This is a genomic window from Pseudomonas sp. GW823-FHT02C05 (genome assembly GCF_058797595.1).
This window is the reverse complement of record NZ_JBXAJU010000006.1, coordinates 173,151-190,607: the sequence shown is the minus strand read 5'-3', so window position 1 is coordinate 190,607 and position 17,457 is coordinate 173,151. Positions and strand designations below refer to the sequence as shown.

16 protein-coding genes are annotated in these 17,457 nt (G+C 63.8%); 9 read left to right on the top strand and 7 right to left on the bottom strand.

The window, feature by feature from the left end; genetic code table 11:
- Positions 1-134: 134 nt before the first annotated feature.
- The 4 genes from AC1RGE_RS29230 to AC1RGE_RS29215 all read left to right on the top strand — a co-directional run bounded on the left by AC1RGE_RS29230 (position 135) and on the right by AC1RGE_RS29215 (position 6,513).
- Positions 135-2,501 (top strand): hybrid sensor histidine kinase/response regulator, encoded by a 2,367-nt coding sequence (locus tag AC1RGE_RS29230; protein ID WP_053160197.1) that lies wholly within the window; start codon positions 135-137, stop codon positions 2,499-2,501.
- Between the two features lie 74 nt (positions 2,502-2,575).
- Complete coding sequence (locus tag AC1RGE_RS29225; RefSeq protein WP_492585495.1) at positions 2,576-4,228, top strand: acyl-CoA dehydrogenase family protein; 1,653 nt, start codon at positions 2,576-2,578, stop codon at positions 4,226-4,228.
- Between the two features lie 99 nt (positions 4,229-4,327).
- Positions 4,328-5,800 carry an AMP nucleosidase gene (gene amn, locus AC1RGE_RS29220; protein ID WP_492585493.1) on the top strand — a complete coding sequence of 491 codons (1,473 nt, stop codon included), beginning with the start codon at positions 4,328-4,330 and terminating at the stop codon, positions 5,798-5,800.
- A 146-nt stretch (positions 5,801-5,946) separates the two neighbouring features.
- A complete protein-coding gene (locus AC1RGE_RS29215; RefSeq protein ID WP_161466734.1) occupies positions 5,947-6,513 on the top strand; it encodes a pseudouridine synthase in 567 nt (188 codons plus the stop codon).
- Here AC1RGE_RS29215 and AC1RGE_RS29210 read toward each other — a convergent pair.
- Positions 6,508-6,717 (bottom strand): DUF2788 domain-containing protein, encoded by a 210-nt coding sequence (locus AC1RGE_RS29210; protein WP_003228500.1) that lies wholly within the window; start codon positions 6,715-6,717, stop codon positions 6,508-6,510. The two genes, AC1RGE_RS29215 and AC1RGE_RS29210, sit on opposite strands and share 6 nt — an antisense overlap.
- A 110-nt stretch (positions 6,718-6,827) precedes the next feature.
- Positions 6,828-7,307 carry an Lrp/AsnC family transcriptional regulator gene (locus tag AC1RGE_RS29205; protein ID WP_011063640.1) on the bottom strand — a complete coding sequence of 160 codons (480 nt, stop codon included), beginning with the start codon at positions 7,305-7,307 and terminating at the stop codon, positions 6,828-6,830.
- Between the two features lie 416 nt (positions 7,308-7,723).
- On the opposite strand from AC1RGE_RS29205, the gene AC1RGE_RS29200 reads away from it, so the two are divergent.
- Positions 7,724-8,824 (top strand): DUF6515 family protein, encoded by a 1,101-nt coding sequence (locus AC1RGE_RS29200; RefSeq protein WP_011063639.1) that lies wholly within the window; start codon positions 7,724-7,726, stop codon positions 8,822-8,824.
- Here AC1RGE_RS29200 and AC1RGE_RS29195 read toward each other — a convergent pair.
- Both AC1RGE_RS29195 and AC1RGE_RS29190 read right to left on the bottom strand, forming a co-directional pair.
- Complete coding sequence (locus tag AC1RGE_RS29195; protein ID WP_492585491.1) at positions 8,818-9,714, bottom strand: cation diffusion facilitator family transporter; 897 nt, start codon at positions 9,712-9,714, stop codon at positions 8,818-8,820. The two genes, AC1RGE_RS29200 and AC1RGE_RS29195, sit on opposite strands and share 7 nt — an antisense overlap.
- A gap of 27 nt (positions 9,715-9,741) precedes the next feature.
- Positions 9,742-10,161, bottom strand: a complete 420-nt coding sequence (locus AC1RGE_RS29190) for a hypothetical protein (protein WP_011063637.1) — start codon at positions 10,159-10,161, stop codon at positions 9,742-9,744.
- A gap of 130 nt (positions 10,162-10,291) precedes the next feature.
- Between AC1RGE_RS29190 and hrpB the strand changes: the two genes are divergently transcribed.
- Complete coding sequence (hrpB, locus tag AC1RGE_RS29185) at positions 10,292-12,811, top strand: ATP-dependent helicase HrpB (protein WP_011063636.1); 2,520 nt, start codon at positions 10,292-10,294, stop codon at positions 12,809-12,811.
- Between the two features lie 37 nt (positions 12,812-12,848).
- Here the strand turns inward: hrpB and AC1RGE_RS29180 are convergent, their stop codons facing one another.
- Together AC1RGE_RS29180 and AC1RGE_RS29175 are read right to left on the bottom strand one after the other, a co-directional pair.
- Entirely contained in the window at positions 12,849-13,925 is a 1,077-nt protein-coding gene (locus AC1RGE_RS29180; RefSeq protein ID WP_015637151.1) for an endonuclease/exonuclease/phosphatase family protein, read from the bottom strand.
- A gap of 88 nt (positions 13,926-14,013) precedes the next feature.
- The gene (locus AC1RGE_RS29175; protein ID WP_492585489.1) at positions 14,014-14,676 is read right to left on the bottom strand and encodes a hypothetical protein; all 663 of its coding nucleotides are present in this window, start codon (positions 14,674-14,676) and stop codon (positions 14,014-14,016) included.
- Positions 14,677-14,857: 181 nt separating this feature from the next.
- Between AC1RGE_RS29175 and AC1RGE_RS29170 the strand changes: the two genes are divergently transcribed.
- From AC1RGE_RS29170 to AC1RGE_RS29160, 3 genes are all read left to right on the top strand, one after another.
- Positions 14,858-15,640 carry a DUF2076 domain-containing protein gene (locus AC1RGE_RS29170; protein ID WP_053154073.1) on the top strand — a complete coding sequence of 261 codons (783 nt, stop codon included), beginning with the start codon at positions 14,858-14,860 and terminating at the stop codon, positions 15,638-15,640.
- A gap of 136 nt (positions 15,641-15,776) precedes the next feature.
- On the top strand, positions 15,777-16,256 hold the full coding sequence (locus tag AC1RGE_RS29165) for an NYN domain-containing protein (RefSeq protein WP_011063632.1): 480 nt from the start codon (positions 15,777-15,779) through the stop codon (positions 16,254-16,256).
- Positions 16,257-16,283: 27 nt separating this feature from the next.
- Positions 16,284-16,895 carry a 3'-5' exonuclease gene (locus AC1RGE_RS29160; RefSeq protein ID WP_011063631.1) on the top strand — a complete coding sequence of 204 codons (612 nt, stop codon included), beginning with the start codon at positions 16,284-16,286 and terminating at the stop codon, positions 16,893-16,895.
- 10 nt (positions 16,896-16,905) lie between these two features.
- Here the strand turns inward: AC1RGE_RS29160 and AC1RGE_RS29155 are convergent, their stop codons facing one another.
- The gene (locus tag AC1RGE_RS29155) at positions 16,906-17,352 is read right to left on the bottom strand and encodes an Lrp/AsnC family transcriptional regulator (protein ID WP_011063630.1); all 447 of its coding nucleotides are present in this window, start codon (positions 17,350-17,352) and stop codon (positions 16,906-16,908) included.
- Between the last annotated feature and the right edge of the window lie 105 nt (positions 17,353-17,457).

The following is a 17,457-nucleotide window of genomic DNA, read 5'->3' as shown; positions in this document are numbered from 1 at the left end:
ACAATGGTGTTCAATGGCCATCAGCGGCTATGCTAGAGTGGATTCAAATCAATAACAGGTCATGCCGGTTCTACGTCTGCTCAAGGGAAATGGGGGACTTCCTGACACCACCGGACAAGCCACGCTGGGGCTTTATGCACTATTTGCTGATGTTGCTGTTGAGCTTGCCGATGCTGGCTGGCGCCGCCGAGTTCGACGAGTTCACTCAACGCCTGCCCTTGGGCCGAGTGATGCAAGTACTCGAAGACGCGGGGGGTGAGGCGACCATTGCCGATGTCAGCTCGGGGCCTCTGGCTGAACAATTCAGACCCCACGACAAAGACACCCTCAACGCCGGTTATTCGCGCTCGGCGTTCTGGCTGAAGATCGACCTCGACTATCGCCCCGCCAACCCGAGCGCACAACGCAGCTGGTTGCTGGAGTTGGCCTATCCGCCTCTGGACCACCTTGAACTGTACGTCCCTGACGAGTCTGGTGGTTATCGCCTGGCGGGTCGTACCGGGGATGCCTTGCCCTTCGACAGTCGAGAGATTCGCCAGAACAACTACCTGTTCAACCTGAATTTTTCTCCCCACGAGCACAAGACCGTCTACCTGCGGCTGGCCAGTGAAGGCTCGATCCAGGCGCCGGTGAGCCTGTGGTCCAGCAGTGCTTACCTGGAAGCCCAGCCGGTGCGGTTGTATGTGCTCGGGCTGATTTACGGCGTGCTGCTGGGGATGCTGGTGTACAACCTGTTCATCTACCTCAGCGTGCGGGACACCAGCTACCTCTACTACATCGTCTATATCGCTTCCTTCGGTCTCTATCAGCTGTCGGTCAACGGCGCCGCAGTGGAGTACTTCTGGCCCGACAGCCCCTGGTGGGCCAATGCCGCGACACCGTTCTTCATCGGTTCGGCAGGTTTGTTCGGCAGCCAGTTCGCCCGCAGCTTCCTGCAGACTTCCCGCCACAGCCCCTGGGTCGACCGTGTGCTACTGGCCTTGATGGCCTTTGGCGCGTTGGTCATGGCGCTTTCACTGATGACCAGTTATGCCCTGGCATTGCGCCTGGCCACCACCCTGGCCCTGGTGTTCACCGTGGTGATCTACGTGGCCGGGATTGTCGCCTGGTGTCGAGGCCTGCGCGTGGCACGCTATTTCATCATCGCCTGGTCGGCCTTTTTGTTTGGAGGGGTGATCAACACCTTGATGGTGCTGGGTTACCTGCCGAATGTGTTCCTGACCATGTACGCCAGCCAGATCGGCTCGGCGATCGAAGTGGCGTTGCTGTCCCTGGCCCTGGCCGATCGCATCAATGCCATGCGTGAGCAACAGGCCCAGACACTGCTCGAAGCCGGGCAGAAGCTTGAAGTGTTGAACCAGCAACTGGCCCACAGCAACCGGCTCAAGGACGAATTCCTGGCCACCCTGACCCATGAGCTGCGGACCCCGATGAATGGCGTCATCGGCTCCCTGGAACTGATGCAGACCCTGGAACTGGATCCGGAGCTGGAGCAATACCAGCAGACAGCGGCCGGCTCGGCGCGGGACATGATGCGCATGGTCAACGGCATTCTGACCCTGACCGAGCTGCAGGCCGGCAAGCTCAGCGCCCAGCGTCAGCCGTTCAGCCTGCGCTCCCTGCTGACGACACTGCAGACCCAATACGGCGCCAGTGCCGCCGCCAAGTCGCTGGCTTTCCAGATTGACTTGAGCGCCGGGCTGCCCGATCGCTTGCAGGGCGACCGCTGCAAACTCAGCCATTGTCTGGAGTGCCTGCTGGACAATGCCATCAAGTTCACCCCTTCGGGCAGCGTGGTGCTGCGGGTGCTCACGCGTTCCGTGTCGGCGCAGCGGGTCAGCCTGAGTTTCGAGGTGATCGACAGCGGTATTGGCTTCGTCAACCTGGATGAAGCGACCCTGTATCAGCGTTTCTTCCAGCTCGATGGTTCCATGACCCGTGAATATGGCGGGCTGGGTATCGGCCTGGCGATCTGTCGGCAGTTGGTGGAGTTGCTGGGCGGGCAATTGACCCACGAATCCACGCCAGGCCGGGGCAGTTGTTTCCGCCTGCTGGTGGAGTTCGACGCCCAGGAACCCGCCCCGCGCTCGCCGGCGGCAGTGGCGCGACGCTTGCCCCGGGACTGCACCGTGCTGCTGGTGGACGACAACGACGTCAATCAGTTGGTGGTCAGGGGCATGCTGCTCAAGCTGGGCTACCAGGTGCGCACCGCCGGTAGCCCTACTGATGCCCTGCAATTGCTCGGGCGTGAGCTGGTCAGTGCGGTGTTGATCGATGGCGAGATGTCCACGGCGCAACTGGGGGCGTTTCGCTTGCAGGCCCAGGCGCTGCCCGGCTACTCCCAATTGCCCATCCTGCTGGCCTGCGTGCCCGGCAAAGAGGGCTGCCCGGCGGGGGCTGGCTCCGACTATCTGGCTAAACCGGTGAAGTTCGAGGCCTTGCAAACGGCATTGTCGAGATATGTGCTCTCTGTGGAACAGGGCGAAAGCGCCGACATTTAGGCAGGTATGCCACTTTGTTCGGGGTGGGGGCGGTGCTTAACTGGGGTCTTGGCACACCCTGAAGGAGCCCCGCGATGAACCTCCACCAGTTCGCTGAAACCCACGAAGTCACCAACCAGCCGCCAGCTTTGGACGGCGCCAATCTCTATCGGATCGACCTGCCGCTGCAGCAATGGATGCGCCGTTTCGATGCCGGTTGGGCCGAGTCGCGGGTCGACGCCTATGGCGCCCTGGCCGGTGGTCCGTTGATGGAGGCGGGGTTCCTGGCCAATCAGAACAAACCGGTATTTTCCAGCCACGACCGCTTTGGCCACCGGATCGATCTGGTGGAGTTTCATCCCGCCTACCACCAATTGATGCAGGCGGCGATCGAAGCCGGCCTGACCTCACTGCCCTGGACCGATCCGCAAGCGGGGGCCCACGTTGCCCGCGCCTCCATGACCTATCTGCACAGCCAGGCCGAGGCCGGCAGCGGCTGCCCGCTGACCATGACCTTCGCCTGTGTACCGGCCTTGAAGCTGCAACCGGATATCGCCGACCAGTGGCTGCCCAAGATCCTTGCCACCCGGTACAACCCGCGCAATGTCGGCATGCAACACAAGGCCGGGCTGACCATCGGCATGGCCATGACCGAGAAACAGGGCGGCACCGATGTGCGTGCCAACACCACCCGGGCCTACCCGGTGGGGGCTGGCGGCCCTGGGCAGGCGTACGAGCTGGTGGGCCACAAATGGTTCTGTTCGGCGCCGATGTGCGATGCCTTCCTGACCCTGGCCCAGACCGACAAGGGCCTGACCTGCTTCCTCCTGCCCCGGCACCGTCCCGATGACACGCGCAACCAGTTCTATATCCAGCGCCTGAAGAACAAGCTCGGCAACCTTTCCAACGCTTCCAGCGAAGTGGAGTTCCGCGGTGCCCTGGCCTGGATGATTGGCGAGGAAGGCCGCGGCGTGCCGACCATTATCGAGATGGTGGCCATGACCCGTTTCGATTGCATGGTCGGCTCCAGCTCCCTGATGCGCCAGGCCCTGACCCAGGCCAGCCATCACTGTGCCCATCGCACCGTGGGCGGGCGGGTGCTCAGCGAGCAGCCCCTGATGCAGAACGTGCTGGCCGACCTGGCCCTGGAAAGCGAAGCGGCCCTGGCCCTGAGCATGCGCATGGGGCGGGCCCTGGATCATCTGGACGATGCCCAGGAGGCGAAGTTTTCCCGGCTGGTGACGGCGGTGGGCAAGTACTGGATCTGCAAGCGGGCCCCGGCGATGATCAACGAGGCGGCGGAGTGCATGGGCGGTGCCGGTTATGTCGAGGACAGCATCCTGCCACGGCTGTACCGCGAGGCGCCGGTGAACTCCACCTGGGAAGGCTCCGGCAACGTGCAATGCCTGGATGTGCTGCGAGCCTTGTCGAAGGAGCCGGGCGTGCTGGACGCCTTGTTCGCCGAATTGGGCGATGGCCATGGCGACAAGCGCCTGGCCGCCCATATCAACGGGCTGAAGGAGAGCTTCAAGGACACCGGCGACATTCAATACCGTGCTCGTCAACTCACCGAGGACATTGCCCTGGGCCTGCAGGCCAAGCTCTTGCTGGAAGCAGGCAACCAGGTGGTCAGCGACGCCTTTATCGCCAGCCGCCTGGGCGGCCAGGGCGGGCGGGTCTACGGCACCTTGCCGCGTGGCCTGGACGTGGCAGCCATTGTCGCCCGCTCCTCCCCTCAGGGCTTCTGACCCTCCCTGGCGCCGGCTTCCCGGCGCCTGCGGTGATTACGCTGTTCCCGTGGGACGGTCTTGCAGGCAAGATGAACGCCTGCAAGTTCAGAACACAGGATGCTTATCGTGACCGAAGCTTTTATTGTCGTTCAAACCGCCGAGCAAGCCGTGGACCGGCTTGCCGCCCTGCATGAGCGGGCCACCACGGCGCTGAGCCAGGCGCTCAAGCGTTATCTCAAGGACCGGGTCGAGCCGGATGCCGAGCAACGAGCACTGTTTCGCTACCCTGAGTTGCGCCTGACCTACCACTGCCATGGCGAAGTCCCACAGACCACAAGGGCCTATGCCAAGGTCCAGTTGCCGGGCACCTACAGTGTCACCGTGACCCATCCTGCAGCCTTCCGTAATTACCTGCTCGAACAATTGGTGCCGTTGATGCACGACTTCACCGTGACGGTGGAAGTGGGCGTCAGTGAGCAGAACATTCCTTATCCCTATGTCGTGGAGCAGGGCGACGAGCTGGCAGGTTCCGGAGTGACCGCTGCGGCGCTGGCGCGGGTGTTCCCGAGTACCGACCTGTCGGCCGCCACCGACGGCATCGCCGATGGTCTCTACGATTGGGAAAATACCCATCCGCTGCCCCTGGCGCTGTTCGATGCCGCGCGAGTGGATTTCTCCCTGCGGCGCCTGGTGCACTACACCGGTAGCGACTGGCGTCATGTGCAGCCGTGGATCCTGCTGACCAACTATCACCGCTATGTGGACCAGTTCATCGTTCATGGCCTGGAGCAGTTGCGCAGCGATCCGCGCTTTGTGCGCATGGTCCTGCCGGGCAACGTGATCATCGAGAAAAGCATGGATCACGGCGAGGCCTCGGCCATCGCCGCCGGTGTGGTCTGGCACCGCTACCAGATGCCGGCCTACCACTTGCAGGCCATCGATGGCCACGGTGTGACCCTGGTGAATATCGGTGTCGGCCCGTCCAACGCCAAGAACATCACCGACCACCTGGCGGTGCTGCGTCCGCATTGCTGGCTGATGATCGGCCACTGCGGCGGCCTGCGGCAGTCCCAGACCATTGGCGACTACGTGCTGGCCCACGCTTATATGCGGCGCGACGGCATTCTCGACCGCGTGGTGCCGCCGAACATTCCGATTCCGGCCCTGGCCGAAGTCCAGTTGGCGTTGCAGCAGGCGGCGGCCAATGTCACCGGGGAAAAGGGCGAACAACTGAAGAAACGCCTGCGCACCGGCACCGTGCTGACTTACGACGACCGCAACTGGGAGTTGCGTTGGGCCGAGGAACGCCCGCTGATCAACCTGTCCCGGGCCGTGGCGGTGGACATGGAAAGCGGCACCATCGCCGCCCAGGGGTATCGCCTGCGAGTACCATACGGCACCTTGCTGTGTGTCTCGGACAAGCCATTGCACAGTGAAATCAAGTTGCCGGGCGCGGCCAACGCTTTTTATGAGCGTGCGGTCAGCCAGCATCTGAAGATCGGTATCGAAGCGGTGGACCTGATGCGCAGCGAGCTCAACTCCCTGCACTCGCGCAAACTGCGCAGCTTCGACGAGCCGCCTTTCCGCTAAGCGTTTAAGCCATGGTCATTTGGCGGTCAGGCCACTAGCATTGTCGGTCCTGATCGCTGAATGTTCCTGCTCCCATGTCCCGTCCGCCCCGTCCCGCTTCCCGCCGTCCTGGCGCCAAACCGTTTTCCTCCTCTCCCGCCAAGCGTGTGGCCAAGGCCGCGCCGGTCGAGCCGAAGCTGATCCTGTTCAACAAGCCTTTCGATGTGCTGACCCAGTTCAGCGATGGTGAGGGGCGGGCCACGCTCAAGGACTTCATTGCGGTTCCCGGGGTCTACCCGGCCGGGCGCCTGGATCGCGACAGTGAAGGGTTGCTGCTGTTGACCAATGACGGGCAGTTGCAGGCGCGCATCGCCGATCCCAAGCACAAGCTGGCCAAGACCTATTGGGTGCAGGTCGAGGGCGAGCCCAGTGCCGAGCAGTTGCAGCGCTTGCGCGAAGGTGTGCAGTTGAATGACGGCATGACCCTGCCGGCCGAGGCGCGTCAGCTCGAAGAACCGACGCTATGGCCGCGCAACCCGCCGGTGCGCTTTCGCAAGAGCGTGCCCACCAGTTGGCTGGAGTTGGTGATACGCGAGGGGCGCAACCGCCAGGTAAGGCGCATGACCGCTGCGGTGGGGCTACCGACCTTGCGCCTGGTGCGGGTCAGGATCGGCGACTGGACCCTGGACGGCCTGGAGCAGGGCCAGTGGAAAGAGGTGGCTGCGCGCTTATAAGGCGCCGGACTCGATCAGGCCGATCACCACGCTCTTGATGATGAATGCTGCAACGCCCAGGCCCAGCACGAAGAACAGGATGAACGAGCCGAAGCGCCCGGCCTTGGACTTCTTGGCCAGGTCCCAGACGATGAAACCCATGAAAATGATCAGGATGCTGACCAGGCCGGTCATCATCCACTCTTCGAATACTGCTGGGTCCATCACTCATCTCCAGTGCAGGCAGGGCAAAAAATGCCGGGCGAGTATACGCCAACGCCCGCGGCCCAAGCATTGATCTGCATGCGTTATGTCGCCACAGCGGGGGCCGGGATTCAGTTGCGCAGGTGGGTCAGCGGCAGTTCGGTGCTGTTGAGCACCTGATTGAGCACGAAGCTCGAACGCACGCTGGTCACGCCCTCGATACGGGTCAGATGGCCGAGCAGCAGCTTCTGGTAATGGTCCATGTCCGGTACCACCACCTTGAGCTGATAGTCGGCATCGACCCCGGTCACCAGGCTGCACTCCAGCACCTGGGGCAGGCTGCGGATCGCGGCTTCGAAATTCTCGAAGCGTTCCGGCGTGTGCCGGTCCATGCCGATCAGGACATAGGCGGTCAGGCTCAGACCGAGCATCTTGCGGTCCAGCAGGGCGACCTGGCGGGAAATGTAGCCATCGTCCTCCAGCTGCTTGACCCGGCGCGAGCAAGGGGAGGGCGACAGGCCGATGCGCTCGGCCAGTTCCTGGTTGGAGATACGGGCGTCGCGTTGCAACTCCGCCAAAATGCTCAGGTCGTAGCGGTCGAGTTTGCTCATCAATCAGGCCTTTGTCGTAACTATTGCGTTGAATTATCTATCTTGAGTTAAAAATTGCGCAAGTGGTGTTTTTACAAGCAATCTTCGCAATCCTCTGTCTTCGCTGCGCGCCTATTCTTATCACCAGAATCACTGCCCGGACATAGAGTCCACTGCGGCCCGCCGAATCAGGCCTGCCGCGGCCGCCAATCCCACAGGGTTGAGCCGGCCCCCGGGCTACACACTGTCCAGAAGACGGAGTTAGGTGAGCCGGCGTCAAAAGCGCCGAGCACGGACAAAATCTCAAAGGGCGGCCGACGGGCCGCCCTTTTTTATTGCCTGCGAAATAAGTCTCGTGACTGATAACCTGATGCAGAACCGCCCAGGGCTTTTTCAGTCTTATGTACAGGCCCCCCCTATCCGCAGTGAGGAATAGCATGAAGTCGCGCATCTGGCGTATGGCAGGTGTTGGTGTGTTGTGCCTGAGCGTCAACGCTCAGTTGCTCGCCGATGAGCGAGACGAGAATCGGCCGCCTGCGCAGCATGGCGCTCCCGGGGGCGAGCAGCGAGAGCATCAAGGCCAGGGCCGCCCGGAAAATGCCCCGCCGCGGCCCGCCAATGTTCCCAACCGTCCACCACCCAGTGCGCAGCCACAGCGGCCGCAGAATGAAATCATTCGCGGCGATAACAGCCGTCAGTTCGAGCACAACGGCCAGAACCCGGGAGGGCAGTGGCAGAACCGGCCTCAGCACGATCCCAATCAGCAGGTTCGCCCGGCCCCTGTGCCACAACCCCAGGTGCAGCAGCCGAACAACCTGCCGATCCAGGGCCGCCCCGACACCGTGCGCCAGACCCAGGAGCCACAGCGTGGCTACTATCAGGACATTCCCCGGCGCAACGACTACAACCAGCATTGGCAGGCTGGCGGCCCGGGCTCTCGGCCAGGTGGCGGCCATCCCAACGACTACCGCTGGCCGGGCCGCCCTGATGGCCATGGCAATGGCTGGGGCCCCGGGCCGCAGTACCGCCCCGGGTATGTGATCGACCGCTTCCCCGGGCGCAATGACCGGGTCGCCTATCGCGGCCAGGATTACTTTTTTTCCGGTGGTTACTGGTACCGCCCGCAAGGCCCGCGCTATGTGGTGGTGCGCCCGCCCTATGGCATTCGCGTGACGTACCTGCCCGACTATGCGCGGGAAGTCTGGATCGGCAGCGCGCTGTTCTTTCTGGCGGCAGGGGCTTACTACACCTACGAAGCCAACACCCAGCAGTACGTGGTGGTCGAGCCACCTGCCGGCGTGCCGGTTGCGGACCCGCAGCAGAGCGGCAATGGCTATGACGTGCTGGCCTACCCGGTCAACGGCCAGTCGCCGCAGCAGATCGACCAGGACCGTTACGACTGCTATCGCTGGGCGGTGCAGCAGAGCGGCTTCGATCCTGCGAGCGTGACCTATCAGCCGGCCCCGCAAGTGGTCCAGGCCTACCGCCAGGCCCAGGGCAACTGCTTGAGCTCACGGGGCTATCAGGTGACCTACTGAGCCCTGTCTGCCTTCACCACTTCCTGCGGGTCGGCGTGCACCAGCACTTCGGCCCGTGGATAGGCCTTCTGGATGGCATCGGCGGCCTGGTCGCTGATGCCATGGGCCACCGAAAGGGTCAGTTCCCCGGGTAATTCCAGGTGCAGTTGGACAAACCAGTGGCTGCCGGAAATCCGTGTGCGCAGGTCATGGGCCCCCAGTACTCCCGGCACACTGCACGCCAGCTCCAGCATGTGCTGGCTGACGTCCGGTGGCAGCTCCTGGTCCATCAGCACCGAGAAGCTCTCCCGGGCGATCTGGATCGCGCTCCAGAGAATGTAGACGGCAATCCCCAGGCCGAACCAGGCGTCCACCTGATGCAGGCCGAACGCCGCCAGCACCAGGGCCAGCAGGATGCTGCCGTTGAGCATCAGGTCGGAGCGGTAGTGCAGGGAGTCGGCGCGTACTGCATTGGAGCCGGTCGCCCGGATCACCCGGTGCTGCAGGAGCAGCAGGGCGATGGTCAGCGCCAGCGACAGGACGATCACCCCGATGCTCAGCCAGGGCGCGCCTACCGGTTCCGGATGTTGCAGGCGTTGCGCCGCCTGGAAGGCAATCAGAACCGCGCTGCCGGCGATGAACAATGCCTGGGCCATGCCCGCCAGGGACTCGGCCTTGCCGTGGCCATAGCGGTGGTCGTCGTCTGCCGGGCGCAGGGCGTAATGCACTGCCAGCAGGTTGAGCAGCGAGGTGAAACCGTCCAGCACCGAGTCGGTGAGCCCGGCGAGCATGCTCACCGAGCCGCTGAGCCACCAGGCGACAGCCTTGGTCACGATCAGTATGCCCGCCACGGTGACCGAGGCGCGGGTGGCCAGGCGCAGGAGGCGGGCGTGTTCCGAGTTGGCGGTCATCGACGGCGGGTTCCTGGGTAAAAGTGATCAGGCAGCAGGTTGCAGGCCGTACAGCGCCAGTTGCTGCACGCTGCCCTTGTGCTGGATCAGGCGTGGGTCATCCAGGGGGAAACTGCCCCCCAGTTCGCTTTCCAGGATGGCCTGCAGCTTGCGGTTGTCGACTTTACCGTCGGCGCCGATGGCCTGTTGCAGTTTTTCCGGCGCGATCTGCGCGGTCTTGCCCGGCTCCAGGTAGATGGCCCCGGTGGCGAAGTCGACGCCGAAGGCGATCAGCCCTGGGATCACGTAGAACAGCAGGCCAACGGCATCCAGCACAGCCACCAGGGGATCGATCTTGCCGTCGATCTGGCCGCGCCGGTCGGGGAAGAAGATCGAGCCGCAGGCGGTGAGTTGGGTCAGCAGGGTGGCCACCAGAACGCCGCCGATGACACGGTGGGAAATACGCATGGAAATCTCCTAGCAAGCACGAAAGCAACGAGGGATGAAGCGGGGTGTTGAGTCTTGTCGATCAGCACTCAGACCATGATTAACCCCAGGCAGTTCGCCGTTATACTCGCGCCTCTGTTTTGGAGCCAGCATGAATTCTTTGCCAATTGATGAAGTTTTGCCTGCACTGCGTACCGCCCTGGCGACACGCCATGAAGCGGTGCTCGAAGCCCCGCCCGGTGCCGGCAAGACGACCCGCGTGCCCCTGGCGCTCCTGGACCAGGACTGGCTGGCCGGACAGACCATCCTCATGCTCGAACCCCGGCGCCTGGCCGCCCGGGCCGCCGCCGAGCGCCTGGCCAGCGAGCTGGGAGAGAAAGTCGGCGAGACCGTGGGTTATCGCATCCGCCTGGACAGCAAGGTCGGCCCGCGTACCCGCATCGAGGTGGTCACCGAAGGCATCCTCACCCGGCGCCTGCAGGATGACCCGGCCCTGGAAGGCGTCGGCCTGCTGATTTTCGATGAGTTCCACGAACGCAGCCTGGACGCCGATCTGGCCCTGGCCCTGAGCCTCAGTGGCCGCGAGCTGTTTCGTGACGAGCAGCCACTGAAGATCCTGCTGATGTCGGCGACGCTGGAAGGCGAGCGCCTGTCGACCCTGCTCGGCGATGCGCCGATCCTGCGCAGTGAAGGGCGCATGTACCCGGTGACCCAGCGCTGGGGCCGACCCTTCCAGCCCGGTGAATTCATCGAGCCAAGGGTGGTGCAGACCGTGCTCGAGGCCCTCAACGATGAAAGCGGCAGCCTGCTGGTGTTCCTCCCCGGCCAGGCGGAGATCCGCCGGGTGCACCAGCAGTTGGCCGAAGCCCTGGGCGAGCGCAGTGAGATCCTGCTCTGCCCGTTGCATGGCGAGCTGGACCTGGCAGCCCAGCGCGCAGCCATCGACCCTGCGCCGTCGGGCAAGCGCAAAGTGGTGCTGGCCACCAACATTGCCGAAACCAGCCTGACCATCAATGGCGTGCGGGTGGTGGTGGATGCCGGGCTGGCGCGGGTGCCGCGTTTCGATCCCGGCAGCGGCATGACCCGCCTCGATACCCAGCGTATCTCCCGGGCCAGCGCCACCCAGCGCGCCGGGCGTGCCGGGCGTCTGGAGCCCGGCGTGTGCTACCGCTTGTGGTCGGCCGATCAACAGGAGCAACTGGCCGCCTATGCCAGTGCGGAAATCCTCCAGGCGGACCTGGCCGGATTGGCCCTGCAATTGGCGCGCTGGGGCGTGACGCCAAATCAACTGGTATGGCTGGACGCTCCCCCCAGTGCTGCTTATGCCCAGGCCCAGGACTTGCTGGTGCGCCTGGGGGCGTTGAATGACGATGGCAGCCTGACCCGCCACGGCCAGGCCATGGCCGAGTTGCCGGCTCACCCGCGCATCGCCCATCTGCTGCTGCGCGGCCAGTCCCTGGGGTTGGCGCCGATGGCTTGCAATGTCGCGGCGCTGCTGGGGGAACGGGATATCCTGCGCGGCGCCGGCGCCGACCTGCACAGCCGCCTGGTGCTGCTTGGCGGGGAAGAGCGTGCCGCTCGCGGAGCCCAGGGCGGGGTGCAGCGTGCCCGACAACTGGCGCGCCAGTACCGGGGCTATCTGCGCGGGCAGCCCGAGGCTGCGGTGGCCGACCCCGAGCACCCGCGCTGGCTCGGCGCCCTGTTGGCCCTGGCCTATCCCGACCGGGTGGCCCAGCAGCGGCGCCCCGGCGGTGCCGAATACCGCCTGGCCAACGGTCGCGCGGCGCTGTTCAGCGAAACTGACAGCCTGATGAAGCAACCCTGGCTGGTGATCGCCGACCTGGGCAGCCGCCAGGGGCAGCGCGAGGAGCGCATCTACCTGGCGGCGGATTTCGATCCGGTGTTGTTCGATTCGGTACTGGCGGAGCAGGTGCGGCAAGTCGATCAGCTGGATTGGGACGAGCGCGAAGGCGTGTTGCGGGCCGAACGCCAGCGCAAGGTCGGCGAACTGGTGCTCAGCCGCGAACCGCTAAGCGGGCTGGATGAGTCCGCCCGCACTCAGGCCCTGGTCAATCTGGTCCGGCGCAAAGGCTTGGAGCTGCTGCCCTGGACCCCGGAGCTGCGCCAGTGGCAGGCCCGGGTAGCGTTGCTGCGCCAGCTGGACCTGGAGGCCACGGGCACCAGCCAATGGCCGGATGTCAGTGACGGGGCCTTGCTCAAGGGGCTGGAGCAGTGGTTGCAGCCCTACCTGGGCAAGGTCTCGCGGCTCAGCCACTTCGCCAACCTGGAACTGGCCGGAATTATCCACAACCTGCTGCCCTGGCCACTGCCTCAGCGCCTGGATGAGCTGGCCCCCCATCACCTGACGGTGCCTTCCGGGTCGTCGATTCGCCTGGACTACAGCGAGCATCCACCCATCCTGGCAGTACGCCTGCAGGAGCTGTTCGGCCTGGCGCAAACACCGCGCATTGCCGGTGGCCGCCAGGTGGTCAAGTTGCACCTGCTGTCTCCGGCACGACGTCCGGTACAGGTCACCCAGGATCTGGCGAACTTCTGGCGCAGCACCTACGCCGAGGTGAAAAAGGACCTCAAGGGCCGTTACCCCAAGCACTACTGGCCGGATGACCCGCTGATCGCCGAAGCCACGGCGCGGGTCAAACCGCGCAAATAACCCGAACTCCCGTGCTGCCCTGTAGCCGCTCTGGGGTTTATTGCGCCGGCAAGAGGAACCGGGCCAGCACCGGCAGGTGGTCGGAGATGCGCAAGGTGTCGTCCTGGCGCACCCGGGATTCGACTCGCTTGAGCCGCGGGCTGTAGAACAGGTAGTCCACCGTGCGATCCGGGCCGTCGAGGCTCGGGTCGTTGGGGTAGTGGGTCAGCCAATGCGCGCGGTCGACGCCGCTGGCCTGGGTGTTGCTGGGGATCATCGGGTATTTGTCCCACAGCAGGTGCAGCGGGCTGTCGGCACTGTAGGGCGCCCGTTGCACGTCGCTCAGTCGCTGGTACTGGCCCAGGGGCAACAGGTTGAAATCCCCGCCAATCAGCCAGGGCGTGCCGCGGCCTTCGAGTTTATCCAGGACTTTGCCAATGGCTGCGACCTGCCTTGATTGCGTCTGGCCAGGCGTGCGAGCACGTTCCAGATGGGTATTGAGCACCGCCACCTGGCCGCCGTCGTTCAGGGGCAGGTAGCTCAGCAGCAGGGCCTCCCTGGGCTGGAACTGCCGGCCGATGAAGCCGTGTTCGGCTGTGGGCAGTTGCAGGCGTTCGGCGTGATCGATGCGATAGCGGCTGAGGGTGGCCAGTTGTCGGCCGACACTGCCGAAAATATGCGGCGATGGTACGAAATCGGCTTTCCAGTCGTAAGCCTGGGTGCTGCAGGGGTAGAGATCGGTGAGGCGTTCCTGCAGGAGTTTGAGCTGGTCCTGGTAGGCGCTGGCCTTGGCACCGTTGTCCACTTCCTGCAGCAGCACCAGGTCCGGTTGTTCGTCGCGGATCACGCGAGCCACTTCGTCGAGGCTGAAGGCCATGTCCTCCAGGGTCGGCTGCTCGTCCTCGCCCTGTGCCTGGTCGTTCCAGAACACATAGCGCTTGCCCGCCAGGTACTGCAGGTTCCAGGTCATCACTTTCAGGGCCTGGCCCGGCACCAGCGGCGCGGCCTGGGCGCTGCAACTGACAGCGAGGCTTTCCTTGGCTTCCGGGCGCCAGGTCAGGCTGTAGACCAGCCCGGCCAGCACCAGACCGATCAACAACAGGCTCAACAGGGTGATGCGAAGTAGACGGATCATCGGCTCGGCTTATGGCGTTGCAGGATGGCCCCGGAGCATAACCGAGAGCACGGCCGTCACCCAAGGGGCAGAGCGGCCGGGAGAGGATTCAGCGCTTGTCCGGCTGCTCGCTGATCAGCATGAACAGGCGGAACAGCACCACGCTGGTGAACAGCTGCAGAAAGCTGTAGGCGCTGTCGATGGCCAGGGACAGCAGCGGGTTCAGCGGTTCGGAATAGGCCGCTTCACTGGCACCCTTGAGCAGCCACAGCGGGGTCATTACCGCCAGGATGCACACCAGGATCCGCAGGAAGTGCCCACGGCTGAGGCGGAAACTTTCACTGATGGCCGCCAGCGGCGCCATGCCCTTGAGCACCAGCAGGTACTCGGCGAAAGCCAGTACCACCATCAGCCACAGCCCCGGCAGGAAATACAGCGACAACCCCAGCAGGATCAGCAGGGTGCTGACCGCCGTCAGCAGGGCAAAACGCGGCCACAGGGCCAGGGCCATGGCCAGCAGGTCCCGGGTACGCGGCGACTCGCCCCGGGTGCGGGCGTCGAGAAACAGGATCAGCGCACTGGTGTACAACGGATACACCAGAAGGCCCACCACCACGCTGTAGCCCGGGAAGGTATCGGGGCCCAGGGCGCTGTTGACCCCTTGTTGCAGCAAGGCTTCGAGAATCACCAGCGGCAGGCACAGCTGGGCGATCTGCCCGAGGTTGCGCTGGAAGAAATACAGAGAGTCACGCAGTACATCTAACGGATTCATTCGATGAGATCGCAGTTGAAGAAGCGGTTGCACACTTTAACCGATGCAGGCCCCGCCCGAGCAAACGTAAACCTTGGGTAAAGACCATTGAAAGTCGTCGCACCAGCCCCATAACTGGTGCGTATCACCGCTCTGTCCGAGCGGCGGACCAGATTTCTACCGGCAATCTAAAGAGGTCGCCATGAACAACCAAGAGCAAACCCTGATCGATGGACTGTTTTCACGGTTGCAGCAAGCCGAAACGGATTCAGCCCCGCGCGACGCCCAGGCAGAGGCGCGGATCAAGGAGCATCTGACCCGCCAGCCTGCGGCCGGGTATTTCATGACCCAGGCGATCCTGGTGCAGGAGGCCGCACTCAAGAGCCTCAACGAGCAGAACCAGCAACTGACCCAGCAAGTCCAGCAATTGCAGGCTGACCTGCAACAGGCTCGGGCCCAGGCCAGTGCTCCGGCACCGGCGGCCGGTGGCGGTTTCCTGTCGAGCATCTTCGGCGGTTCCCGCGAGCCACAGCCGGCACCGAGCCAGAGTGCACCGCCACCGTCGTCCGGTGGTGGCTGGCGTGAACCGGCGCGTTCTTCCTTTGGCGCCCCCGCGCAACAGAACTTCGGCGCGCCGCAGCAGAATTACGCCGCACCGCCACAGAACTATGCACCGCAGCAGGCACCGGCGGCGGGTAGCAGTTTCCTGGGCGGCGCCTTGAAAACTGCCGCCGGCGTTGCGGGCGGGGTCATGCTGGCCCAGGGCATCAGCAGCCTGTTCCACAACAACCAGCAGCCCCAGGAAATCGTCGAAGTCATCAAGGAAGAACCGGCGCCGGCCAGCGACAACAGCGGCTGGGGCAATGACGACCAGCGCCTGGCCAACAACGATTCCTGGGGCAACAACGACCAGGGTGGCTTCAGCAACGCCGACTACGACAACGACGACAGCTCGTTCTTCTCCGACGACGACTCCTTCGTCTGACCTGCGTCGGTCCGGGGCAGACACCTGCCCCGGACCGATTATTCGCGGAACAATCCCTGCGACTGGCATACTGGGCGACTTTTCGGGGCCTGAGGCCCGATCCAGCCCTTGCGCTGCTGCGCCATGAGGATTAGCGGTGAAGAAAATCGCTGTGTTCGCCGATGTCCAGAACCTCTACTACACCGTTCGTCAGGCCTATGGTTGCCACTTCAACTATGCGGCGCTGTGGGCGGATATCAGCAAGCAAGGGCAGATTGTCGAAGCCTATGCCTATGCCATCGACCGTGGTGACAGCAAACAGCAGCAGTTCCAGCAGATCCTGCGCAACCTGGGCTTCACGGTAAAACTCAAGCCCTATATCCAGCGCAGCGACGGCTCGGCCAAGGGCGACTGGGACGTGGGCATCACCATCGACATCATGGACGCTGCGGCCCATGTCGACGAAGTGGTGCTGGCTTCCGGCGACGGTGATTTCGACCTGCTGCTGGAGCGCATCATCCACAAGCACGGGGTCAGCGCGGTGGCCTATGGCGTGCCGGGGCTGACCGCCAATTCGCTGATTCGCGCGGCTACGCGCTATGTGCCGATCGAAGGCGCCTTGCTGCTTAAAAGCTGATCAATTTTCATACGGAGCAGGACAGGTTTGGAACGCATTGCCGTCATCGACTTTGAAACCACCGGGATCTCCCCGAGCAGCAGTTGCCGGGCCACGGAAATAGCCGTGGTGATCCTTGAGCAGGGGCGCATCGTCGAGCGTTACCAGAGCCTGATGAACGCCGGCGTGCGGGTGCCGGCGTTTATTGAGCAACTGACCGGCATCAGCAATGCCATGTTGCGCAGCGCACCCCCGGCAGAGCAGGTGATGAACGAGGTCAACGAGTTCGTCGGCATCACGCCGTTGCTGGCGCACAACGCGGCCTTCGACCAGAAGTTCTGGGATTTCGAGCTGGGCCGGATCAAGCGCACCCGCCTGCAGAACTTCGCCTGTTCGCTGCTGCTGGCGCGGCGCCTGATGCCGGCGGCTCCTAATCACAAGCTGGGCACCCTGACTTCATTCGCCGGCCTGCCGCACACCGGCCAGGCTCACCGGGCCATGGCCGATGCGGAAATGGCAGCCAACCTGGTGGCCCACCTGGCCGGCGAACTGAGGCACAAGCATGGCCTGCGCGAGCTGTCCCATGACTTCCTGTGCAAACTGCAGAAGGTTCCCGCGGCCAAAGTCCCCGAACACCTCAAGCGCCACCGCGGGTTCTGAGTCCCGAGGTTCATTTGCTTTCCAGTTGCCCCAGGGGCACGCGCCGTTCAATGGCACTGGAGAGCACGATGGAGGTCTTGCTGAAACCGAACTGGGCCACGCGGTTGATCAACTCCTCCAGCTCCGGCATCGATCCCACTGCGGCCTGCATGATCACGCAAGGGTCGCCGGTGACCCGGTGGCACTCGGTGAGCTGGGGAATCTTGATCAGTTCGTCATAGGCCTTCTGGTTGCCGTGCTGGGCCAGGCGCAGTTCGATCACGCACTGGATCGGCAAGCCGACCTTGGCCATGTCGACTTTGGCCTGGTAGCCGGTGATCACTCCGCTGGCCTCCAGCTTGGCCACGCGCTCGGCCACCGCCGGTGCCGAGAGATTCACCTTGCGTGCCAGCTCGGCGTAACTCGCCCGGCCATTTTCCAGCAGGCTGGCCAGGAGCATGCGGTCGTACTTGTCCATGGAAGGCTCTCGATCTATCCAGCTTTCGAAAGCACGGTATATAGCCCTTATCTCCATCTTTTGGAAAGTGTACGGGCGTTATAAACAGGTTTTGTAACTTAAGTT